We start from the raw sequence: 21213 nt of genomic DNA, 5'->3' as shown, positions 1-21213 counted from the left end.
TCTCTTCTATCGGGTCAAGGAACCGCGTCATGTCTAGCGCAACACCCCCAGTCTCCAGCAGGTTGTTCGGCCTGTTTTGCCTGGCCAGCTTTTTGCTGTCGCTGTCCTACGGCTCCACATTTTTGTTGTCGCTTTTGATCGGTTCACGCGGTGGCAACGAACACGACGCCGGCAGTGTGATTTCGGCGGCGATGCTGAGCACGTTTGCGGCGGTGATTGTCTCCGGGCACTTGTCTGATTTACTCGGTGCGACACGGTCGATTGCGCTGTTCGGCGTCTTGCTGGTGGCCGCCAGCCTGGGCTTCGCCCTGACACCAGGTTTCGGCAATCTGCTGTTGTTTTTCGGACTCTTGCTGGGGCTGGGTTGGGGCGTGTTCTACACCCTCGGGCCGATCATCGTGGCGAGTCTGGTAACGCCTGCCCAACGGGCAAAATACTTTGCGCTGTTGTCGGGCAGCATGATGACCGGGATCGGCAGCGGTCCCTTGTTAGGCCGAGCTGCCAGTGCCCTCGGGTATCCGATCACAGCGGCGTTTTACCTCGCGGCGCTGGCCAGCCTGATCGGTGTATTGCTGTTCTGGAGGTTGGGTTTGCAGCTGAAAAAAGCGCCCGCCCACTCGGCAGCGGTGTCACGAATTTCATGGCGGGCAGCGGCGCAAGTGCTGTCGTCCAAAGCGGTGTTCCCGATCATCATGGTTGGCCTCGGTGGTTGCGTGTTCGGCGGTCTGTCGAGTTTTCAAACCAGCTACGCGGCGACGCGTTCACTCGACTATTCACTGTTCTTTCTCGGCTTCATGAGCGCAGCGATCAGCAGCCGAATGCTGATCGCCGGTTTCGTGGTCAAGCGCGATCCATTCTGGGCGGCCTGCCTGCTGTCGGGCTTGATGATGGGCTCGATCCTGTTGTTCGGGTTTGTCGTCGACGACGGGTTCAGCTACGTGCTGGCGGCAGTGATGCTCGGGGTCGGTTACGGGCTGACCTATTCAGTGATCAATGGCCTGGCGGCCAACGAGGCGCCGAACGGCACCACCGCGCAATCCTTGCTGCTGTTCAGCCTGTCCTACTTTATCGGCGTGTTTGGTTTTCCGTTACTGGCCGGGAAAATCATCGTCGAACAGGGGATGGCGACGCTGTTGCTCACGGTATTGGCGGTTGCTGTACTGAATTGGCTGATCAGCGTCGGCCGGCTGGTCTGGCGCCGAGCCGTTACCAGCAAAACGTTGCAGCAGGCCTAGACCGTTCGTCGTTCATCAGGCACCAATCCAAATCGGGGGCGGACCAACGTCAAGTAAGGACTCTAATTAAATGGACCTATCCACATCCATGAAGAGGTAACCATGAACGCCGATAAAAACCTTGAGAAAGAAGTCCTGACCCGTCTGCTGCATGCCCATCCAAGCGGCTTGGGCAGAGAGGTCCTGGACAATTACCGGGGGGAGAGAGTCGTGGCCAGCACCCTCGCCACGCTGCAGGATCGTGGATTGATCCAGCATGGTCATGTGATCTGCAACGAGGCCGGTGAGCACTCGTTGAACTTGCCGATCAAACTCAGTGCCGCAGGCGTTGAGGCGGCGCGCAAGCTGGACGTTTAGAAAGACGAATCAGGTCGCAGTCGTGCGCGGCTGCGACCGGGTAAGGTCAGGATTGATGGTGAATCTTATGGCCCCATCGCCGGAACGCCGCCCGGAGCAAGCTCGCTCCCACAGGGGATTTGTGTCGTTCACAGATTCAGTGTGGGGGCGAGCTTGCTCGCGATAGCGGCCGATCAGGCACCGAAAGTCTTGCTGACTAACGCATCCACCTCAGCAGTCCCCGGCGAAGTCGCCGGCCCCCATCGAGTCACCGCCAACGCCGCCGCCGCATTAGCCCGCCGCGCCGCGTCAACCGGTACCAACCCTTGCGCCAACCCGGCCACAAACACCCCTGCATGGGCATCCCCCGCGCCGTTGCTGTCCACCGCCTCAACCTTGAAACCCGGCACATGCTGGCGGTTTCCACGCTGGCTGATCCAGCACCCTTGCGGGCCGTCACGAACCACCATCAACACGTCGGCCGGCAGATGATCGGCCAACCGGTTCAACGCCTCGGCAATGTCCGGCGCACCGGTAAATTTCAACGCCTCGACACTGTTGCTGGTCCACAGATCGATGCGCGTCAGCAAGGCTTGCATCAACGGCTCATCCGGCGAATCCACCAGCGGGCCCGGATCGAACACCACGTTGATCCCTCTTGGCAAATCCAGCACCCAATTCACCAGCGCCTGTGCTTTGCCGCCATGCAGCAGGCTGTAGCCGCTGACGTAGACATAGTCTCCCGCCTCGGCCGGCACGCTGGCCAAATCCTCGGCCGTCAGCTCACCTTCGGCACCGATATAGGAAATGAAACTGCGCTCGGCCGAGGCTTCGGTTAACGCGACGCACAATCCCGTATCCCGTTCGGCGCGGTGAGTGATGCCGATCCGAATGCCTTCAGCCTTCATCGCCTCACGGGCAAGATCACCGAAACGGCCGGTGCCGTGGCGGCCGAGGTAAACCACCGGCAAACCATTGCGCTGGGCGGCAGCCATCACATTGAAGCCACCGCCAGCCTCGAAACTGGCGGATTGCGCCAGCACATCGCCGCCCGAATTCGGCAGTTTATTCACGGCCATGACCAGGTCGATCATGACCTGGCCGGTGTGCAGCAATCTAGGCATGAGCGCTCTCGGTCAACGCGGCGCGGCGATCCTTGGCGCCACCGAGTACAAAATAAATGCCACCCGCCACCAGGAACGTCACGATCCAGCCGAGGCCGTTATGGCCCAGCCAGGAGTCGGACAGGAAGCCGCGGAACCACACGGTTTGTTCGGTCGTACCGATGGTGGTGAAGCTGAAGCCCAACACGATCGCCACCGCCCACGCACCAAAGGCGCGCCACTCGATACCGCCGCTGTACCAGTAAGCGCTACTCGGGCTGACGTCCAGCAGGTCTTTGGGACTGTAGTAATGACGATGAATCAGGTCGACGACGAAGATCCCGACCCACGCGGTGATCGGCACGGCCAGCAGCGAAATGAAGGTAATGAACGGGCCGTAGAAACTGTCGGCGATCAGCATGAAATAGATCGAACCGGCGAAGATCGCGACGATATCCACCACCACCGCGTAGACGCGTTTGACCTTCAAACCGAGTGTCAGCGTGGTCAATCCGGCGGAATACACCGACAGGTTGTTCGACAGCAGCAACCCGCCGAACGCGGTAATCAGGTACGGCACGGCCATCCAGGTCGGCAGCATGTCGCGGATCGCGATGATCGGGTCGGTGGCGGAGGCCAGGTCATTGTTGCCCACCGACAGCAGGCCGCCGAGGGTGATCAGCAGCACCAGCGGAATCCCCGCACCGAAGGCCGCTGATGCCACCAGGCGCACGGCTTTGACGCTGCGGTGCTGATAGCGCGACATGTCGGCACCGGCGTTGGCCCAACCGATCCCGGTGCCGGCGGCCATGGTGCCGACGCCGATGATCATTGCACTCAGCGGTGCAGGCGTGGCATTGAACACCGCGCTCCAGTCGATGGTGGCGCAGAGGAAACCGCCGACCAGAATATTCAGCGCGCCGAACACGTAGGTTGCCCACTTCTGGATGACCAGCAAGGTGGCGTGACCGAGACCCGACACCGACAGGGTCAGCAGCACGAAAATCGCAATGAAGATCAACGTCAGCACGGGTGCGCTTTTGGCTTCCGCCGGCGAGCCGAACAGGATCGAGCACAGCGACAACAACACGAACGCGGCGGTGGTGGTGTTGACGGTTTCCCAGCCCAGACGCGACATCAGCGAGACCAGGGTCGGACCGATGTTGCCGCGTACACCGAAAATCGCTCGCGACAACGTCAGGCTCGGAGCGCGACCACGGCGACCGGCAATGGAGATGATCCCGACCACCGCGAAGGAGCCGGCAGCACCCAGGATCGCGACGATGATCGCCTGCCAGATCGCCAAGCCGCGAAAGGCTACAAGGGTCGCGCCCAGCGGCAGGCCGAGGATGGAGATGTTGGCAGCAAACCAGACCCAGAACAGTTGCAGCGGATGACCGTTGCACTCCGCTTCCGGCACGGGCTCGATGCCTCGGGTTTCCAGTTGCCCGGCGCTTTGCCCGGCGTTTGATGAACTCATGTGATGCTCCTGTTGCCTTTGTTGTGGTTGTGGGCAATTGCGGAAGTCGACATAACATCCCGGCGGTCCTGGCCGTGTTTGTGCGATCCATTGCGGTGGAAAATTCAAGTAGGCGGCGCGCCTATCGCGAGCAAGCTCGCTCCCACAGGTACGGCGTGTACCTGAAGATTTGCACTATCCCTTGTGGGAGCGAGCTTGCTCGCGATGGCGTCAGTGCTGTCAACGCAAGGCGAGGAGCCCTTGCACCAACGGTTCCAACTCCAGCGAATTAACGGTTTTGACCTTGTCGATCATCGCCTCCGGCCAACTCTCAAGGCCCAGGCAGGCCCCGAGCATGGCGCCGAGAATCGCCGCGATGGTGTCGGTGTCGCCGCCAAGGCTCGCGGCCATGCACAGCGCTTCGAACGCGTTCATTTCACCAATGGCCACTTGCTGGGCCAGGGCAAACGAGACCACCACCGATTCCTGCGAAGCCACCGACGTGCCGATCACGTCGTACATCAAATCCGCCAGCAATGCCTTGTCGCTGTCGACACTGATGGTCCGCGCCCAGCTGATGCGCGAGGCGATGCGTCCGCCAGCCACCCAGTAACCGTGGCTTTCAGCTTGTTGAGCGATTTGCTGGCCGAGGTTCAACGCCTCGCCCAGGTCCATGCCGTTGATACCGGCCGAGACCACCGCCGCCACCGCCGCCGCGCTGGAAATGCCCAGCGTGGTGTTGTGGGTGACCTGGCAAGCCTGCACGACAGCGTTGATGAATCGCTCAGGGTTGGCGACATCCGCCGCAATCCCCACTGGCGTGATGCGCATCGCCGCGCCATTGGTGGTGCCATAGCGCCCCGCTTCTTCCGGCGAGTGGCCGGCGAGGATCATTTCGATGGCACGTTTGGTCGAAGGGCCAAGCAGGTCTTGCGAGCCCTTGGCCTGCATCGCGGCTTCCCATTCGATCAACCGTTGGGCGAGCACCGACGGTTCGATCCGGCCCTCGCCTTCAACCAGCAATTGGCCGACCAGAATCGCCTGTTCGGTGTCATCGGTGATCGAGCCTTTGAGCATGTTGGCTGCGATCGGTTGATCGGGGCCTGCGTCTTCCAGGTCAGTGATTTCGCCGAAGCGCGCCTTGATCTCGGCACGGCTCAGGGATTGAGTCGGCATGCCCAGCGCATCGCCCAGGGCCAGTCCGTAGAACGCGCCCAATGCATGATTGAGCGCGGTCATTTTGTCTCTCCAAATTGCAGGTGCAGGCGAAAATGCACCGGGTCGAGCAAGCTTTCGACCTGCTCCATGAATCGGTTTTGCCGGTCGTAGGTGGTGCGCAAGGCCTTGAGGAAAACCGTGCCTTCCGGACGGCCGAGCAATTCGGCGTCTTCGGCGTTCAACGGTTCGGCGCCGATCCATTGATCGCCGCACTCGCCGATATAGCCGTAAGCGGCCAGGGTGATGGTCAGGGAGTTGTCGATAAGGCCGACCCGCGGCAGGCTTTCCAGGCCTCCGGTGGCGGGCATCAATGAGCGTTCAAGGGAGACCAGCTTGCCTTCGTTGGAACGGCGGCGACGGTCGAGGGTGATGAATTGGTCGGTGCCGAAACGCGGCAGCAGGTCAGGACGGGTGACCGCCTCCAGCCGCAGCACTTCGGTATTGATCAGTGCCCCGCTATCGGCCAGAGCCTGGGCCCAGCCGCTGCGTTGATCGAGCACCACACCGTCAAAGGTGACGATGGAGCCCACCCCGCTTTGCGTCGCGATGTAGTTGCGCCGTTTCAACTCAGCCAAGGCTTCGCGCAGCGTGCCGCGGCTGACTTTGAATTCTTGAGCCAATTGATGCTCGCCCGGCAAAAGAAAGCCGTCCTCCATGAGGCCGCTTTCGATGCGTCGGATGAGTTCATCGACCACCCGTTGTTTCTTGTCAAATCGTACCTGTCTAATCATGTACAACGTGATACCCGAAACGGGTTATAGCGAGCAAGGAATATTTAAGGGAGGTGACAGAAGGGAGCGGGACCAAAAGATCCCCTGTGGGAACGAGCCTGCTCGCGAAAGCGCCGACACAGCCAACATCTATGTATCAGACACACTGCTTTCGCGAGCAGGCTCGCTCCCACAGATAATGGGTGTCAGCGTTGTTTGAGGCGGTCGCTTCCTGGTTACCGCCGATGGCCATGGTGTTGCGCCCGTAGGTGGTGTAATTCAGCAGCCAGCCGAAAAACAGGAAGCAGACGATGGTGATCAGGATCGGCACTGGCACACCCAACAACTGGCAATTACCGAAGACGAAGAACTGTTCTTGCGACACGCCCACCGCTTTGCCGTTGGCGAAGATGTAAGCCAGGCCGCGAACGATCTGCATGGTCGCCAGCGTGGTAATCAACGCATTGACCCGCAGCTTGGCGATCACGATGCCGTTGATCAAGCCGACGATCAGCCCCATGAACAGCGCCGCCACCACACCGAGAAACACACTGTCGGTGTCGCGCATCACCACCGCTGCGACCACGCCGGCGCAGGCAATCACCGAACCCACCGACAAATCGAAATGCCCGGACGCCAGGCAGTACAACATGCTGCAAGCGGCAATCCCCGTCGTCGAAATCGCCAGGCCCAGGCCGCGCATGTTCGGCGTCCAGGCGAGCGATTTGAACGAACCCGCTTTGTGACCTACGGTTAGCCGCGACAGATCAAGCAGTCAAATAGCATCTGCGCAACTAAAGTCCGCTATCGACAGGTATAAGCATGAACATGGATGCGTCTACGCAATACCCGATTGTTTTGGTCCACGGTCTTTTTGGCTTCGATAAAATTGCCGGTTATCCCTACTTCTTCGAGATCAAGGAAGCTCTGGAACACGCTGGGGCCAAGGTGTTTGCCGTTAACATTCCAGCCGTTAACGGAAACGAGGAGCGCGGTAAAAAACTGCTCGAACACGTCAACCGTATTTTGCAGGAAACGGGAGCCGCCAAGGTCAACCTGATCGGCCACAGCCAAGGTCCATTGGCTGCTCGTTACGTAGCGGCGTTACACCCCGAAAAGGTCGCATCAGTCACTTCTGTCAGCTGCCCCAATCATGGCTCCGAGATTGCCGACCAATTGCATAAGGCGCTGACGCCTGGTGAATTGCCCGAAGCGCTCGTTTTAGCTCTGTTCAAAGCAGTTGGCACCTTCATTTCGTTGATCAGCGGCCATCCGGAAAACCCTCAGGACGCTCAAGCGGCTTTCGAATCCCTGACCAGCGCAGGATTGGCCGCTTTCAATCTCAAGTACCCGCAAGGGATACCGAAACATTGGGGTGGGGAAGGCAACGAAATTGAAAACGGCGTGTATTACTACTCTTGGAGCGGGATCGTACAAAACTTTCAAAGCCTGCAACCCCTCGATCCGTCCCACTTGAACTGTATCGTGCTGTCGAAGCTATTTTACAAAGAGAAAAACGCCAACGACGGGCTGGTCGGTCAATACAGTTCGCACCTGGGGAAAGTAATTCGCTCGGATTACCCGATGGACCATTTTGACGCAGTCAATCAGATTGCAGGGATCGACAGCTGGAATGTGAACCCGCTCAAGCTCTACCTTGACCATGCCGCTCGGCTCAAGAGCAAGGGTTTGTAAGCCCAATGACAGCGGCCCGCTTAATAGCGGGCCGTTTTCCAGAACACAGCAACTCAGCGAGTTAAGGCTCAAGCCCGATGGGGAAGAACTCGCCACCACTCCACACGCCCAACCAGCGCTGCCCGTCGATTTCACGGGTCACGGCCAATTCCACCAGTTGGTAAAACACGTTGCGGTGGATCAAGGCTTCTAGGTTGGTGCGCACATGCACGTAGGGCGCAGGTTCCTGCGTGACCGGGTCGATCACCACGCGCATGGGGTGTTCGGTGCCGGCCTCGGCGGTCTCGTCAACATTGGTGGTGAAGCGCAAGATCTGGGTTTCACCTTCGCCTTCGACATCCACGGCAATCGCCACGAAGGGCGCATCGTCGACCTTGATGCCAACCTTCTCGACCGGGGTAATGAGGAAGTAATCGTCACCATCGCGACGAATGATGGTAGAGAACAGCTTGACCATCGGTTTGCGCCCGATCGGCGTGCCCAGGTAATACCAGGTGCCATCACGGGCGATACGCATGTCGATGTCACCGCAGAAGTCGGGGTTCCACAGGTGGACCGGCGGCAAGCCTTTGGTTTTGGGGATTTGCCCCAACAGATCGTTGGCTTTTTGCGGGCCACTCATGGCGTTCTCCTTTTGAATTACTGGTCGCTGAGTCCCAGCAGGCTGCGCGCGTATTGTTCAAGCGGCGGGCCCATCAGGTCTTCTGGCTTTTTGTCGTGGAACGTCAGTAAACCGCCACGACTCTTGATCCGTGCAGTATCAATCAAATACTGGGTGCTGGTCTCGATCAACATGATTTGAATCACGCCACCGTCGATACCGAGGCGATCCAGGGCTTCCTGATCGAGCCACTCGTCCGAGTTGCCGATACGGTCGTCAGACTTGGCGAACCGGGTATAGAGCAGGTAATGGGCACCGGCGGCACGGGCTTCGCCCATGGCTTGATCAAGACCTTCCGGGGTACGGGCGCGACGGACCATGGGGAAGTATTCGACAAAGCCATCGAAGGCGACTTCGGCTATCACGTTAGGTCGTGGGTAGACAGTACTGCCTGGCGGCACAAAGGCGCCCTGGGCAATATAGACGAATGAGTCCGGTTGAATGCGCAGGTTATTCACACGGCGGCTGTCGCTATGGTCGAGCAACCCCGCGTCGCTCATGTGGTAGCGAGTCCCTTCAGCCAGATCGCTGACATTCATGCAGCCACCAAGCGCCAAAACGGCCAGCAGCAAAACCAGGCTACGCATCCTACCCTCCAGAGGCCGGTGACGGAAAACCGGCGAATGGCCATGGGATGCAGCTTCCGCGCCATCTCGGGAGAGGCATGGCTCTTGTAGCAGCTGCCGAAGGCTGCGTTCGGTTCGGGCCGCGTTCGGACGAAGCAGTCGCGAGATCAGGCGATGCGGTGTTCCAGACATATTTTGCTTACAGGATTTACGACTGCTGCGCAGCCGAACGCAGCCTTCGGCAGCTGCTACAGGGATCGTGTTTAGCCGCCGATGATTTTCATCACGGTCGCGCCACCAGAAAATGCCACTTCCTGCTTATCACCCAAGGCTTTCACCAAGAGCCTCTGCAAGGCGGGCAAAGCTTGATGACGGGGCTTGTCCAGCAGGTCGCCGACATAGTGGCGGTTGCTCGACGACAGGCAGCCATGCAGCCAGCCCGTGGAGGACAGACGCAGCCGCGAACAGGTGCGGCAGAATGGAACGCTTTCGTTGGCGATAACGCCGAAGTAGCCCTGCCCCGGAATTTCGTAACGCACGGCGGTGGCATCTACCGGCGCATCGGCCTGAAGGTATTCGTAGCGCTCACCGATCAGGCTGAGCAACTGCTGGAGGCTGACAAACTGTTGCAGGAAAGCATTGGAGTCGCTGGCCAGGTGGCCCATGCGCATCAACTCGATGAAACGAAGCTCATAGCCGCGCTCCAGACAGTAATCGAGTAGCGGCATCACCTGATCGAGGTTCTGCCCACGCAGCGGCACCATATTGACCTTGATCTTCAGGCCGGCGGCGCTGGCCTGATCCATACCGTCAAGCACTGTCGCCAGATCGCCGCCACGGGCAATGCTGCGAAAAGCGCTGGCATCCAGGGTATCGAGGGAAACGTTAATGCGACGAATGCCGGCGCCCACTAGCAGTGGCAGTTTCTTCGCCAGCAGCTGACCATTGGTGGTCAGGCTGATGTCCGCCAGGCCCATCTGCCCGACAGCGGTCATGAAAGTTTCGAGTTTGGGGCTGACCAGCGGCTCGCCGCCGGTGATGCGCAAACGCTCAATGCCCGCTGCTTCAATCAGATAGGCCACGCCACGCGCCATGGCCTCGGCCGACAATTCATCCTGCGCAGCCACCAACCGCTTGCCGTTGGGCACGCAGTAGGTACAAGCGTAATTGCAGGCTGAAGTCAGGCTGATTCGCAAATTGCGAAAACGCCTGCCTTGACGGTCAACGATCATGGATTACTCCGGCGGAAGAATATTCGGACCGCTAAAACTTGACTCACAAATCAAGTTTTAGCAAGTCCTATGCCTGAGTATATTCCTGCGGTACTGCACCACGTAGCGAAATCATGGCGCAATAAGGCAACTGAATGGTTCAGCTGCTCGGGGTGTCGGTATCGCGCTTGCGCTTGTTGCCCATGCGCACGCCGATGTCCATCAGGAACTGGAAGAAGCCTTCCTGATCTTCCAGCACATTGCTCCAGAACGGCGAGTGATACAGCGCCACGGCGCCGTGCACCAGCGCCCAGGATGCGCAGTAATGGAAGTAAGGCGGCACGTCTTCAAGTTTGCCTTCGCTGATCCGGCCTTTGATCAGCTGGGTCAGGCGTTCGAAGTTCGAGGCGCGAATCTTGTGCAGCTCCTCGACCATCTCCGGCACCTGATTGCCCTTGACCACCTTTTCTTCCAGGCGATCGAACAACCGATAGCGTTGAGGGTCGCGCATGCGGAATTCGAAGTAGGCCCGGGACAGGGCTTCCTTGTCCTTGTCGACATCGGCCGAATGCAACAGCTCGTTCAAATCGCGCTCGTAATCGAGCATCAGGCGCAGATAGATCTCAGCCTTGGATTTGAAGTGCTTGTAGATCGTGCCTTTGCCGATACCGACGGCATCAGCAATCATCTCGACGGTGACACTGTCTTCACCTTGATCGAGGAACAGCTTGAGCGCGGTATCGAGAATTTCTTGCTCGCGGCGACGAAACTCACGGACCTTACGAGGTTCTTTATGCATAAGAAAAGGTCTGTAGGGGTCAAAATTCGAAGCCGCGTATTATGCCTAACTTGCGCAAAAATGCACGGATCATCCGACCATATATGTGTTTCTTGATGAATTCCGGCAGCCTCGCAGATTAATGAGAACTCAACCGAAGCGCCCGTATTCCAAATTTGTTTAAAAACCGGCGCCGGTAAACTGGACTCGGCGCAATACTGATCAATACTTCAACTGTCGGCGGGACATCTCCCCCAAGTGTTGCGCCGATATAGGTACCAACGGACCGCGTGCCTTTGTTTTACTCCTAATGGTCTTAACCCGGATTCACCCCCCAGAACCCGGGTTTTTTTTGCCTGCGATTTAACCTTTCACATGCGCCAGCGGAAACAGCCGCTTGAAATTTTCGGTGGTTTGCTCGGCAAACCGCTCGTAGGGCTCACCTCGCAACATTGCCAGAAATTCCGCTACGTCGCGCACGTACTGCGGCAGGTTTGGCTTGCCGCGATGAGGGATCGGCGCTAGGTAAGGCGAGTCGGTTTCCACCAGCAATCGGTCAGCCGGCACTTTACTGGCCACATCACGCAGAGCGTCGGCATTGCGGAAAGTGACAATCCCGGACAAGGAAATGTAATACCCCATGTCCAGCGCCGCTTTGGCCATGTCCCAGTCTTCGGTGAAACAATGCAGCACGCCAGCCTGGGGCAGCGCCGCTTCACGCAGGAGGTTCAACGTATCGGCGCGGGCACCACGGGTGTGGATGATCACCGGTTTGCCCGCCTGCTGCGCCGCTTGCAGATGCAGGCGAAACGACTCCTGCTGCAACTCCGCTGCTTCCGGCTCGTAGTGGTAATCCAGACCGGTTTCACCGATCGCCACCACACGCGGGTGGTTGAGCTCGCGCAACAGCCAATCCAGTGCTGGTGCGGCGCCCGGTTGCACGTCAAGCGGATGCACGCCAACCGAACAGTCGACGTCGTCGTAACGTTCGGCCAGGGCTTTGACGTCGGCGGCGTTCTCGACGCTGACGCCGATACACAGAAAGTGCCCTACCCCGCGCAGACGGGCCGCATCAAGTGCAGCATCCAGGGAGCCGTCGTGGGCGGCGAGGTCGAGGCGATCAAGGTGGCAATGGGAATCTACGAGCATAAAAGGGCTGCAACTTACATCGTATGAGTGGGACGGTCGGACTTCAGGGCTCCGGCCAGATGGGTTTCGATTCGACTGCGCGCGGTATTGTCGCCATCGTTGAATTGTACGCCGACCCCGGCGGCCCGGTTGCCCTGCGCACCTTTGGGGGTGATCCAGGTGACCTTGCCGGCGACCGGAATCTTCTCCGGCTCGTCCATCAGGTTCAACAGCATGAATACCTCATCGCCCAACTTGTAACTCTTGTTGGTCGGGATAAACAGGCCACCGTTCTTGATGAACGGCATGTAGGCCGCGTAAAGCACGGACTTGTCCTTGATCGTCAGGGACAAAATGCCGTTGCGCGGTCCCGGATTGACAAGTTCATTCATGCTGACCTCCGTTGCTGATGACCAGAGTCTAGGCGCAGACGATCACTTCTGGGTAGGCAAACCCACCCATTGCACCAACAGCGCCTCCAGCAACAACACCCGATTGAGGTTGGCTTTGCTCATCACTTTCTGGCGCTGGGCGAGGATCCAGTCCTGAATGTTGAGGACTTTGTCCTGGCCGGCTTTCTGCGCCAGATACTGAATCACCTTGCGCATGTCCGTCAGTCCCAGACCTTCTTCGTCCTGAGTCAGCTGATAGCGCAGGATCAGGCTCGACCAGTCGCAGAACCAGTCGAACAACAGTAACAGCGGAATCGCATTCCAGCCTTCGGCCAGTTGCGTTGGCGACTGTTGCTGCTTGAGCAACTTCTTCACGCCATCGACCACCAGCGCCCGCTGCTCGCGCACGCCCTGGGCCTGCAAGTTGACGGCGGCCAGTGGCGAACCGGCAGCCAAGGTCAACAACTCGATACGCTCTTCTTCCGAGCAGTCCGGCAAAGCTTTCGCCAGCCATGCAAGACTCATGGCTTCGCTCGGCAATGGACAAGCCTGCTGCACGCAGCGGCTCTTGATGGTCGGCAACAGACGACTGGTCTGGTGGCTGACCAACAACAAAACGGTATCGCCGGAAGGTTCTTCAAGGCTTTTGAGCAAAGCGTTGGCGGCGTTGATGTTCATCGACTCGACCGGCTCGATCAGCACCACTTTGCGGCCGCCCATCTGCGCGGTCTGAACCACGAAGCTGACCAGATCACGGACCTGATCGACCTTGATCGCCTTATCGGCTTCTTCCGGTTCAAGAATGTAGTTGTCGGGGTGACTGCCGGCCTTGAGCAACAGACAGGATTTGCATTCGCCGCAAGCATCGTGGGCGGCGCTCGGACGCTGGCACAGCAAACTGGCCATCAAGCGCTCGGCCAGCGCGCGCTTGCCGATCCCGGCCGGGCCATGCAACAGATAGGCGTGAGCATGTTGCTTGCGACCTGCCAAATGCTGCCAGAGACTGTCCTGCCACGGATAGGCTTCAGCCACGGGTCAACTCCAGCAGACGCGGCAGCAAGGCGTCCAGTGCCTGCTGAACCTGCGCCAACGACTGGGCGGCATCGACCAGGACATAACGCGCAGGATCCGCTTCAGCACGCTTGAGGAAAGCACCGCGCACCGCATCAAAAAAGGTTCGACCTTCGAGTTCGAAGCGATCCAGACGACCACGAGCGCTGGCGCGGGCCAGGCCCACTTCCACCGGCAGATCGAAAATCAACGTCAGGTCCGGGCGCAGATCGCCCTGGACGAAGGCTTCCAGAGTCGCGATGCGCTCCAGCGACAGGCCGCGACCGCCACCCTGATAGGCGTAGGTCGAATCGGTAAAGCGATCACACAGGACCACCGCACCGCGGGCCAGTGCCGGGCGAATCACCTCGGCCAGATGCTGGGCTCGCGCGGCGAACACCAACAGCAACTCGGTGTCGGGGTTCATGACTTCGTCAACCGGTGCCAGCAGCACTTCGCGGATCCGCTCGGCCAACGGCGTGCCGCCTGGTTCGCGAGTCAGCACGACCTCGATACCAGCGGCGCGCAGGCGCTCGGCCAGGTATTCGCGATTGGTGCTCTTGCCGGCCCCTTCCGGGCCTTCCAGGGTAATAAACAAGCCAGTCACAGGCAGTCCTTAGTCAGAGTCATTGCGGGCTTTGCGGCGCGGTTGCATCCGGTTCGGGCGCGGGTGCGGCTGCGGGTTCTTGAGCGGGTTCTTGCACCGGCTCCGGTGATGGCGACGGGTCAGGCGCTTGCGGCTCTGGTGGCGCCGCCTGAGCAGGCACTTGCGGCGGCACTTGCGGCAAAGCCTCGGGGACTGTGTCGGGCGAAGCAGCCGGAATCGGTGCCTGCTCATCCGTCGCCTCTGGCGCCGTGGTCGGCGCGGGGCTGGAGCGGTAGTCGGCACGGCGCCTGATCTGGAACTCACGTACAGCGTTATTGTGCGCGTCCAGATCATCGGAGAACACGTGGCTGCCATCACCACGAGCAACGAAATAGAGGCTATTGCCAGCCACCGGATTCAGCGCTGCATGAATCGCTTCGCGGCCAACCATGGCGATCGGGGTCGGCGGCAGTCCCGAAATCATGTAGGTGTTGTATGGCGTCGCTTCCTTGAGATGGGCGCGAGTCAATTTGCCGTTGTAACGATCACCGAGGCCGTAGATCACGGTCGGATCAGTCTGCAACAACATGCCCATTTCCATGCGCCGTACAAACACGCCAGCGATCTGCCCGCGCTCCTGCGGCACGCCGGTTTCCTTCTCCACCAGCGAGGCCATGATCAGCGCCTGATAGGGTTCGGTGTACGGCACATCAGCGGCGCGCTGGCTCCACTCCTTGGCAAGGACTTCGTCGAGGCGGTCGTAGGCTTTTTTCAGCAGCTCGACATCGGTCATGCCGCGCACGAAGCGATAGGTGTCAGGGAAGAATCGCCCTTCCGGAAAAATCCCGGTGTGGCCGAGTTTGTCCATCACCTCGCTATCACTCAAACCGTCGAGGGTCTTTTCGAGTTTTTCATCCTTGGCCAGAGCAGCGCGGACCTGATGGAAATTCCAGCCCTCGACCAGGGTCAGGCTGTACTGAACCATTTCCCCGCGTTTCCACAGGTCAATCAGCCCTTCGACGGTCATGCCAGGCTGCATGCGGTACTCGCCCTTGTGCAACGGTTGTTTGGCGAGATTGAAGCGCCAATACACCCGCAGCCAGAAAGCATCCTTGATGACGCCATCGGTTTCGAGTCGATAGAAGGTGCGGGTCGGTGTCGTGCCTTTTGGCACTTCCAGCAGCTCTTCCTGAGTGATGTTCAGCGGCTGTTCCAGCGCCGAATGGATTTTCCAGGCGGAAGCGCCCAGACACAGCCCTGCCAGAACCAATCCGGTTTCCAGCAGCAGCAAGAATTTACGTCTCACGTATCAAACATCCAGTAGCGCGCGGGCAATGGTTTGGAGTTTACGGGTGAGCGGACCAACCGGCCAGCTCAGTGCGGCATAGGCGCGCACCGGCCAAACGCCATACACGCTGTTGCAGACAAATACTTCATCAGCCCATTGCAGCTGATCGAGGGTGATGTCGATGATTTGCGTGGGAATCCCCAATGACTCGGCTTGAAACAATAATTCGGCACGCATCACGCCGGCAACGCCACAGCGCTTCAAATCAGCCGTGATCAGTACGCCATCGCGAATCAGGAACAAATTGCTGAACACGCCTTCAATGACGCGCCCGGCCTGATCGAGCATCAAGCCTTCGGCATGATCGGTGTCTTGCCATTCGGAGCGGGCGATGACCTGCTCAAGACGGTTCAGGTGTTTGAGACCGGCGAGCAGAGGCTGCCTGGAAAGTCGCGTCGCACAGGGGAACAGGCGAACGCCCTGCTCCGCATTGGCAGCAGGATAAACGGCAGGAGGGTTGCCCAGCATGATGCGGCGCGCCTGAGCCGAAGGATCGGGCGCATAACCGCGCGCGCTTTCGCCACGCGTGACGATGAGTTTGAGCACACCTTCGCCCAACACTTGGGCATAGGTCAGTAACTCTGTGCAGACAGCCGCATGATCGAGATTAATTGCCAACCGCTGGCAACCTTTGACCAAACGCAGCAGATGCCGATCCAGCAACACCGGAGCGCCGTTGCGCACGGCAATGGTCTCGAACAGACCATCACCGTAAGCCAGGCCGCGATCCTTCAGCGACAAAGCGTCAGCCGGCTGACCGTCGACCCAGCTGTCCATCAGTCAGCGAACCGGCGGAACACCAGCGAGCCGTTGGTACCGCCAAACCCGAAGGAGTTGGAAAGCACCACATCGATATCCATATTGCGCGCGGTATGCGGTACGAAATCGAGGTCGCAACCTTCGTCCGGCTCATCAAGGTTGATGGTCGGCGGCGCTACCTGACTGTTGATCGCCAGCACACTGAAGATCGCCTCGACCGCGCCCGCCGCACCCAGCAGGTGACCGGTCATGGACTTGGTCGAACTGACCGCCAGCTTGTAAGCGTGATCGCCGAATACCGACTTGATCGCACAGGCTTCGGCAAGGTCGCCGGCCGACGTCGAGGTGCCGTGGGCGTTGACGTACTGAACCTGATCGCCATTGATCTTGGCATCGCGCAAGGCATTGGTGATGCAACGTGCAGCACCTGCACCATCCGCCGGTGGCGAAGTCATGTGGTAGGCATCGCCACTGGTGCCAAAGCCGATCAGCTCGGCATAGATCGTCGCACCACGGGCCTTGGCGTGTTCCAGCTCTTCCAGAACCAGAGCGCCGGCACCGTCGGACAGTACGAAGCCATCACGGCCCTTGTCCCATGGACGGCTGGCGCGGGTCGGTTCGTCGTTACGGGTCGACAGTGCTCGGGAGGCACCGAAGCCGCCCATGCCCAGACCGCAAGCTGCCATTTCAGCGCCGCCGGCAATCATCACGTCGGCTTCGTCGTACATGATGTTGCGTGCCGCCATGCCGATGCAGTGCGTACCGGTGGTACACGCGGTGGCGATGGCGTAGTTAGGTCCCTGTGCGCCCAGATGGATGGACAGGAAACCGGAAATCATATTGATGATCGAGCCAGGCACGAAAAACGGAGAAATCCGTCGTGGGCCGGAATCATGCAGCGTGCGGCTGGTTTCTTCGATATTGGTCAGTCCGCCAATACCCGAACCCATGGCCACGCCGATGCGCTCGCGGTTGGCGTCGGTAACTTCCAGACCGGCGTTACGAACTGCCTGAAAACCTGCGGCCAGACCGTATTGAATGAACAGGTCGAGCTTGCGAGCTTCCTTGACCGACAGGTATTCCTCGACATTGAAGCCCTTTACCGAGCCGCCAAAACGGGTGGAATAGGCAGAAAGGTCGGTGTGTTCGATCAGACCAATGCCACTGCGGCCAGCCAGAATGCCCTGCCAACTGCTCGGCACATCCGTGCCCAGTGGCGACAACATACACATACCTCTGACTACGACGCGTCTACGCGACACAGCACTCTCCTTTTTCAAATGACGACTTTGCATCGGGCCTAAAGAAAAAACCGCACGCCGTGATGGCAGTGCGGTTTTTCCATGACAGCAAGCAACGATTACAAGCTATTAAGCCTGGTGGTTAGTAACGTAATCGATTGCGGCTTGTACAGTAGTGATCTTCTCAGCTTCTTCGTCAGGGATTTCGGTCTCGAATTCCTCTTCCAGAGCCATCACCAGCTCAACGGTGTCAAGGGAGTCGGCACCCAGGTCTTCAACGAAGGAAGCAGTGTTGACCACTTCTTCTTCTTTAACGCCCAGTTGCTCAGCAACGATTTTCTTGACGCGCTCTTCGATGGTGCTCATACCTTGTTTTCACTCCTAATGGACAAATTCAGGCAGCTGGCCAGTGGGTAAGTGTATAGAAAGACTTTTCAGTTTTTCAACTGAAAGCTTCACTCCTCAAACCCGACGACCCTCTGCCTATAAATAGATTGCAGCTTTATAACGGATTTTAGACAGCTCGTATGACATTTTTTTGAAGCAACCCGTCACATTTAACTCATGTACATCCCGCCGTTCACCGGGATTGTAGCCCCAGTAACGTAAGCCGCACCGTCGGATGCAAGAAAAGCGACCACAGACGCGATCTCTTGAGCTTGCCCCAGACGGCCCAGCGGAATCTGCGTCTGCAAGGCTTCACGCTGTGCCTCGGGCAGTTCGCGGGTCATATCGGTGTCGATGAACCCAGGGGCCACCGAGTTTACCGTAATCGAACGCGAACCGACTTCACGCGCCAGCGAACGGCTGAAACCTTCCAGACCGGCCTTGGCGGCTGCGTAGTTTACTTGGCCTGCGTTGCCCATGGCACCCACAACCGAGCCAATACTGATAATTCGTCCCCAACGGGCTTTGGTCATACCGCGCAAAACGCCCTTGGACAGGCGGAACAGACTGTTCAGGTTGGTATCGACGACGTCATGCCATTCGTCATTTTTCATGCGCATCATCAGATTATCGCGGGTGATACCGGCATTGTTGACCAGGATCGCCGGCGCACCGAACTGCTCCTGGATGCTCGCCAGCACTGCCGCAACAGATTCGTCGCTGGTGACATTGAGTTCCAGGCCAGTGCCTTGAATCCCGTTTTCCTTCAGGGTTGCCGCAATGCGTTCGGCACCCGAGGCAGACGTCGCGGTACCGATAACGATGGCGCCCTGACGGCCCAGTTCCAGGGCGATAGCCTGGCCGATACCGCGGCTTGCGCCAGTGACCAGTGCAACTTTACCTTGCAGACTCATGCAGGCTTCTCCTGATTCAGGCCAACGCTGCGCGGGCGGCAGCGAAGGCGTCGGGGGTATTGAGGTTGGATGTCGACACGCCTTCGGCGCAACGCTTGTTCAAGCCCGCCAGCACTTTACCTGGGCCGCATTCGACCAACTGGGTAGCACCTTTGGCGGCCAGCGCCTGAACCGATTCGACCCAGCGTACAGGCTTGTAAAGCTGCTCAAGCAGGTCGCGCTTGAGGGTCTCCAGATCGGCCGGCACATTGGCGCTGACGTTCTGAACCACTGGAATCTGCGGCGCCTGCCAATCGATCGCTGCGATCGACTCGGCGAAACGCTCGGCCGCCGGACGCATCAGCTCGCAATGGGACGGCACGCTGACCGGCAATGGCATGGCGCGCTTGGCACCACGGGCCTTGCAGCCTTCGATGGCGCGCTCGACCGCTGCCTTGGCACCGGCGATGACCACTTGGCCAGGGGAGTTGAAGTTGACCGCACTGACCACTTCGCCTTGTGCCGCTTCGGCACAGGCTGCCAGCACATCAGCATCGTCCAGACCGAGAATGGCGGCCATGCCACCTTGTCCGGCCGGAACGGCTTCCTGCATCAACTGACCACGGCGCTCTACCAACTTGACGGCGTCGCCCAGGCTCAGGCTGCCCGCAGCGACCAGAGCGCTGTATTCGCCCAGGCTGTGACCGGCAACATAAGCCGGACGCGCACCGCCTTCAGCCAGCCACAGACGCCACAAGGCAATCGAGGCGGTCAGAATGGCCGGCTGGGTTTTATCGGTTTGATTGAGTTGCTCTTCCGGCCCTTGCTGGGTCAGTGCCCACAGGTCGTAACCCAGAGCATCGGAAGCTTCTTTGAATGTTTCGAGGACAACCGGATGTTGCGCGCCCAACTCGGCCAGCATGCCGAGGGACTGCGAACCCTGTCCCGGAAAGACGAATGCGAGGGAAGCAGACATGTAACAAGCCCCTAATGATCTTGTCGTCGGAGAATTGACGTCCCGCTTGGGGGACGCAAGAAACTGACAGTTGGATGGCAAATTGAACTGAGCGGTCACATTTAAGCATTGTCCGACGAAAACGCCTAAAGCAACAAATCCTCCAGGCGACCATGAATACGTTCCGGCAGGTTTTCCTGAATCTCGATCAAGGCGCGCTGAATCGCACTCTGGAAGCCCTGAACCCCCGCCGAACCATGGCTTTTCACCACAATCCCCTGCAACCCGAGGAAGCTTGCGCCGTTATGCCGAGCAGGCGCCAGATCGGCTTGCAAGCGCTTCATCAGCGGCAGCGCCAGAGCACCGACCACTTTAGACGCGAGGTTTTTCTTGAACAAGGCTTCGATGCGCCCGGCAATCATGGTCGCCAGGCCTTCGCTGGATTTGAGCAGGATATTGCCGACAAAACCGTCACATACCACCACATCCGCCTCACCACGGTACACACCGTCACCTTCGACAAAACCGATGTAATTGATGCCACGAGCACTCTGCAACAAGGTGGCCGCCAGCTTTACCTGCTGATTGCCCTTGATGTCTTCAGTACCGATGTTCAGCAGCGCCACGCGCGGACGAACGATGCCCAGGGTTTCCGCCGCCACCGACCCCATCACAGCGAACTGCAACAGATGCTCGGCGCTGCAATCGACATTGGCGCCCAGGTCGAGCAACTGGCAATAACCCTTCTGCGTCGGAATCGCCGCCACCATCGCCGGACGATCAATGCCCGGCAAGGTCTTGAGCACAAACCGCGACAACGCCATCAGCGCACCGGTATTGCCAGCACTGACGCAGGCCTGGACCTTGCCATCGCGCAGCAACTCCAGCGCCACGCGCATCGACGAGTCGGGCTTGCCGCGCAGGGCCTGCGCAGGTTTTTCGTCCATGGCGATGACTTCAGACGCCGGCGCGATCGACAGACGCGAGCGATCCACAGCCGACTGGCCAGAGAGCAATTCTTCAAGAAGGGAGGGTTGACCGACGAGGGTCAGGTGTAGCGAGGGCGTAGCAGACAGACAAGCAAGACTGGCCTGAACAATGCTGCGGGGACCGAAGTCCCCGCCCATTGCGTCAATCGCGATGACTTGAGCAGACAAGTGATTACTCGTCAGCGCCCTTGTCGATCACTTTACGGCCACGGTATACGCCTTCTGGCGATACGTGGTGACGCAGGTGAATTTCACCGGTGGTTTTTTCTACAGACAGAGTGCTTGCCGTCAGGGCGTCGTGCGAACGACGCATGTCACGGGCAGAGCGGGATTTTTTGTTCTGCTGAACAGCCATAATTGATTAACTCCTAAACGTTTGGGTCACGCTTTAACTGCGCCAATACACTGAACGGGTTGGACCGCGTTAACTCGTCCTCGCTCGGTTCGGGCTCATCGATACCCGCCGGCTGCTGGCATTCTTCCGGATGATGAGCAGGCACAATGGTCAAGGCG

23 protein-coding genes and 2 pseudogenes are annotated in these 21213 nt (G+C 59.1%); 3 read left to right on the top strand and 22 right to left on the bottom strand.

What is annotated here, in order from left to right:
- Positions 1 to 29: 29 nt before the first annotated feature.
- On the top strand, positions 30 to 1235 hold the full coding sequence (locus ACIQU2_RS14465) for an MFS transporter (protein WP_403141804.1): 1206 nt from the start codon (positions 30 to 32) through the stop codon (positions 1233 to 1235).
- Between the two features lie 102 nt (positions 1236 to 1337).
- On the top strand, positions 1338 to 1592 hold the full coding sequence (locus ACIQU2_RS14460; protein WP_347805104.1) for a hypothetical protein: 255 nt from the start codon (positions 1338 to 1340) through the stop codon (positions 1590 to 1592).
- Between the two features lie 173 nt (positions 1593 to 1765).
- On the opposite strand, the gene ACIQU2_RS14455 is transcribed toward ACIQU2_RS14460, so the two are convergent.
- From ACIQU2_RS14455 to ACIQU2_RS14435, 5 genes and pseudogenes are all read right to left on the bottom strand, one after another.
- A complete protein-coding gene (locus ACIQU2_RS14455; protein ID WP_347806236.1) occupies positions 1766 to 2695 on the bottom strand; it encodes a PfkB family carbohydrate kinase in 930 nt (309 codons plus the stop codon).
- The gene (locus ACIQU2_RS14450) at positions 2688 to 4154 is read right to left on the bottom strand and encodes a purine-cytosine permease family protein (RefSeq protein ID WP_403141798.1); all 1467 of its coding nucleotides are present in this window, start codon (positions 4152 to 4154) and stop codon (positions 2688 to 2690) included. The genes ACIQU2_RS14455 and ACIQU2_RS14450 overlap by 8 nt, the downstream gene beginning before the upstream one ends.
- A 219-nt stretch (positions 4155 to 4373) precedes the next feature.
- Positions 4374 to 5372, bottom strand: coding sequence for an ADP-ribosylglycohydrolase family protein (locus ACIQU2_RS14445; RefSeq protein WP_403141794.1), 999 nt, complete (start codon positions 5370 to 5372; stop codon positions 4374 to 4376).
- The gene (locus ACIQU2_RS14440) at positions 5369 to 6082 is read right to left on the bottom strand and encodes a GntR family transcriptional regulator (RefSeq protein ID WP_347806239.1); all 714 of its coding nucleotides are present in this window, start codon (positions 6080 to 6082) and stop codon (positions 5369 to 5371) included. Before ACIQU2_RS14440 ends, ACIQU2_RS14445 begins: the two co-directional genes overlap by 4 nt.
- A gap of 205 nt (positions 6083 to 6287) precedes the next feature.
- Positions 6288 to 6767 (bottom strand): annotated as a pseudogene (locus ACIQU2_RS14435) (L-arabinose ABC transporter permease AraH); the annotation flags it as partial.
- Positions 6768 to 6883: 116 nt separating this feature from the next.
- Here ACIQU2_RS14435 and ACIQU2_RS14430 point away from each other — a divergent pair.
- Positions 6884 to 7756, top strand: a complete 873-nt coding sequence (locus ACIQU2_RS14430) for an esterase/lipase family protein (RefSeq protein ID WP_403141789.1) — start codon at positions 6884 to 6886, stop codon at positions 7754 to 7756.
- Between the two features lie 61 nt (positions 7757 to 7817).
- On the opposite strand, the gene ACIQU2_RS14425 is transcribed toward ACIQU2_RS14430, so the two are convergent.
- The 17 genes and pseudogenes from ACIQU2_RS14425 to ACIQU2_RS14345 form a co-directional block, all read right to left on the bottom strand.
- Positions 7818 to 8378: a DUF1285 domain-containing protein gene (locus ACIQU2_RS14425; protein ID WP_403141787.1), complete on the bottom strand. Its 561-nt coding sequence runs from the start codon at positions 8376 to 8378 to the stop codon at positions 7818 to 7820.
- Positions 8379 to 8395: 17 nt separating this feature from the next.
- On the bottom strand, positions 8396 to 9004 hold the full coding sequence (locus tag ACIQU2_RS14420; RefSeq protein ID WP_347806242.1) for a DUF4823 domain-containing protein: 609 nt from the start codon (positions 9002 to 9004) through the stop codon (positions 8396 to 8398).
- Between the two features lie 242 nt (positions 9005 to 9246).
- A complete protein-coding gene (locus tag ACIQU2_RS14415; protein ID WP_347804137.1) occupies positions 9247 to 10215 on the bottom strand; it encodes a radical SAM protein in 969 nt (322 codons plus the stop codon).
- 139 nt (positions 10216 to 10354) lie between these two features.
- Positions 10355 to 10993: a TetR/AcrR family transcriptional regulator gene (locus ACIQU2_RS14410; protein ID WP_095132065.1), complete on the bottom strand. Its 639-nt coding sequence runs from the start codon at positions 10991 to 10993 to the stop codon at positions 10355 to 10357.
- 342 nt (positions 10994 to 11335) lie between these two features.
- Complete coding sequence (locus tag ACIQU2_RS14405) at positions 11336 to 12121, bottom strand: TatD family hydrolase (RefSeq protein ID WP_403141780.1); 786 nt, start codon at positions 12119 to 12121, stop codon at positions 11336 to 11338.
- A gap of 14 nt (positions 12122 to 12135) precedes the next feature.
- Positions 12136 to 12492: a PilZ domain-containing protein gene (locus ACIQU2_RS14400; RefSeq protein ID WP_033056958.1), complete on the bottom strand. Its 357-nt coding sequence runs from the start codon at positions 12490 to 12492 to the stop codon at positions 12136 to 12138.
- A gap of 42 nt (positions 12493 to 12534) precedes the next feature.
- The gene (locus tag ACIQU2_RS14395; RefSeq protein ID WP_347804135.1) at positions 12535 to 13524 is read right to left on the bottom strand and encodes a DNA polymerase III subunit delta'; all 990 of its coding nucleotides are present in this window, start codon (positions 13522 to 13524) and stop codon (positions 12535 to 12537) included.
- Positions 13517 to 14149 (bottom strand): dTMP kinase, encoded by a 633-nt coding sequence (gene tmk / locus ACIQU2_RS14390; RefSeq protein WP_403141767.1) that lies wholly within the window; start codon positions 14147 to 14149, stop codon positions 13517 to 13519. The genes ACIQU2_RS14395 and tmk overlap by 8 nt, the downstream gene beginning before the upstream one ends.
- Before the next feature lie 19 nt (positions 14150 to 14168).
- Complete coding sequence (mltG, locus tag ACIQU2_RS14385; RefSeq protein ID WP_403141764.1) at positions 14169 to 15434, bottom strand: endolytic transglycosylase MltG; 1266 nt, start codon at positions 15432 to 15434, stop codon at positions 14169 to 14171.
- A gap of 3 nt (positions 15435 to 15437) precedes the next feature.
- Positions 15438 to 16253 (bottom strand): aminodeoxychorismate lyase, encoded by an 816-nt coding sequence (gene pabC, locus ACIQU2_RS14380; protein WP_347804132.1) that lies wholly within the window; start codon positions 16251 to 16253, stop codon positions 15438 to 15440.
- The gene (gene fabF / locus ACIQU2_RS14375) at positions 16253 to 17497 is read right to left on the bottom strand and encodes a beta-ketoacyl-ACP synthase II (RefSeq protein WP_403141760.1); all 1245 of its coding nucleotides are present in this window, start codon (positions 17495 to 17497) and stop codon (positions 16253 to 16255) included. The genes pabC and fabF overlap by 1 nt, the downstream gene beginning before the upstream one ends.
- Positions 17498 to 17605: 108 nt before the next feature.
- Complete coding sequence (gene acpP, locus ACIQU2_RS14370; protein WP_003442511.1) at positions 17606 to 17842, bottom strand: acyl carrier protein; 237 nt, start codon at positions 17840 to 17842, stop codon at positions 17606 to 17608.
- A gap of 191 nt (positions 17843 to 18033) precedes the next feature.
- Complete coding sequence (gene fabG, locus ACIQU2_RS14365; RefSeq protein ID WP_283181253.1) at positions 18034 to 18777, bottom strand: 3-oxoacyl-ACP reductase FabG; 744 nt, start codon at positions 18775 to 18777, stop codon at positions 18034 to 18036.
- A 16-nt stretch (positions 18778 to 18793) separates the two neighbouring features.
- Positions 18794 to 19732, bottom strand: coding sequence for an ACP S-malonyltransferase (fabD, locus tag ACIQU2_RS14360; protein WP_129437452.1), 939 nt, complete (start codon positions 19730 to 19732; stop codon positions 18794 to 18796).
- Positions 19733 to 19857: 125 nt separating this feature from the next.
- Positions 19858 to 20868: a phosphate acyltransferase PlsX gene (gene plsX, locus ACIQU2_RS14355; protein WP_347804129.1), complete on the bottom strand. Its 1011-nt coding sequence runs from the start codon at positions 20866 to 20868 to the stop codon at positions 19858 to 19860.
- A 4-nt stretch (positions 20869 to 20872) separates the two neighbouring features.
- Positions 20873 to 21055, bottom strand: a complete 183-nt coding sequence (gene rpmF, locus ACIQU2_RS14350) for a 50S ribosomal protein L32 (protein ID WP_008152339.1) — start codon at positions 21053 to 21055, stop codon at positions 20873 to 20875.
- A 13-nt stretch (positions 21056 to 21068) separates the two neighbouring features.
- Positions 21069 to 21213 (bottom strand): annotated as a pseudogene (locus ACIQU2_RS14345) (metal-binding protein); the annotation flags it as partial.

The organism is Pseudomonas sp. NPDC098740 (genome assembly GCF_044760065.1).
Classification (GTDB): Bacteria; Pseudomonadota; Gammaproteobacteria; order Pseudomonadales; family Pseudomonadaceae; genus Aquipseudomonas; species Aquipseudomonas rossensis.
Note: the sequence above shows the minus strand (reverse complement) of the source record. Positions and strands in the feature narration are given on the sequence as shown.

Coding starts and splice junctions, on each gene's coding strand:
- ACIQU2_RS14465 (WP_403141804.1), top strand. CDS start 30: ATGTCTAGCGCAACACCCCCAGTCTCCAGCAGGTTGTTCGGCCTGTTT.
- ACIQU2_RS14460 (WP_347805104.1), top strand. CDS start 1,338: ATGAACGCCGATAAAAACCTTGAGAAAGAAGTCCTGACCCGTCTGCTG.
- ACIQU2_RS14455 (WP_347806236.1), bottom strand. CDS start 2,695: ATGCCTAGATTGCTGCACACCGGCCAGGTCATGATCGACCTGGTCATG.
- ACIQU2_RS14450 (WP_403141798.1), bottom strand. CDS start 4,154: ATGAGTTCATCAAACGCCGGGCAAAGCGCCGGGCAACTGGAAACCCGA.
- ACIQU2_RS14445 (WP_403141794.1), bottom strand. CDS start 5,372: ATGACCGCGCTCAATCATGCATTGGGCGCGTTCTACGGACTGGCCCTG.
- ACIQU2_RS14440 (WP_347806239.1), bottom strand. CDS start 6,082: ATGATTAGACAGGTACGATTTGACAAGAAACAACGGGTGGTCGATGAA.
- ACIQU2_RS14430 (WP_403141789.1), top strand. CDS start 6,884: ATGAACATGGATGCGTCTACGCAATACCCGATTGTTTTGGTCCACGGT.
- ACIQU2_RS14425 (WP_403141787.1), bottom strand. CDS start 8,378: ATGAGTGGCCCGCAAAAAGCCAACGATCTGTTGGGGCAAATCCCCAAA.
- ACIQU2_RS14420 (WP_347806242.1), bottom strand. CDS start 9,004: ATGCGTAGCCTGGTTTTGCTGCTGGCCGTTTTGGCGCTTGGTGGCTGC.
- ACIQU2_RS14415 (WP_347804137.1), bottom strand. CDS start 10,215: ATGATCGTTGACCGTCAAGGCAGGCGTTTTCGCAATTTGCGAATCAGC.
- ACIQU2_RS14410 (WP_095132065.1), bottom strand. CDS start 10,993: ATGCATAAAGAACCTCGTAAGGTCCGTGAGTTTCGTCGCCGCGAGCAA.
- ACIQU2_RS14405 (WP_403141780.1), bottom strand. CDS start 12,121: ATGCTCGTAGATTCCCATTGCCACCTTGATCGCCTCGACCTCGCCGCC.
- ACIQU2_RS14400 (WP_033056958.1), bottom strand. CDS start 12,492: ATGAATGAACTTGTCAATCCGGGACCGCGCAACGGCATTTTGTCCCTG.
- pabC (WP_347804132.1), bottom strand. CDS start 16,253: ATGGACAGCTGGGTCGACGGTCAGCCGGCTGACGCTTTGTCGCTGAAG.
- acpP (WP_003442511.1), bottom strand. CDS start 17,842: ATGAGCACCATCGAAGAGCGCGTCAAGAAAATCGTTGCTGAGCAACTG.
- fabG (WP_283181253.1), bottom strand. CDS start 18,777: ATGAGTCTGCAAGGTAAAGTTGCACTGGTCACTGGCGCAAGCCGCGGT.
- fabD (WP_129437452.1), bottom strand. CDS start 19,732: ATGTCTGCTTCCCTCGCATTCGTCTTTCCGGGACAGGGTTCGCAGTCC.
- rpmF (WP_008152339.1), bottom strand. CDS start 21,055: ATGGCTGTTCAGCAGAACAAAAAATCCCGCTCTGCCCGTGACATGCGT.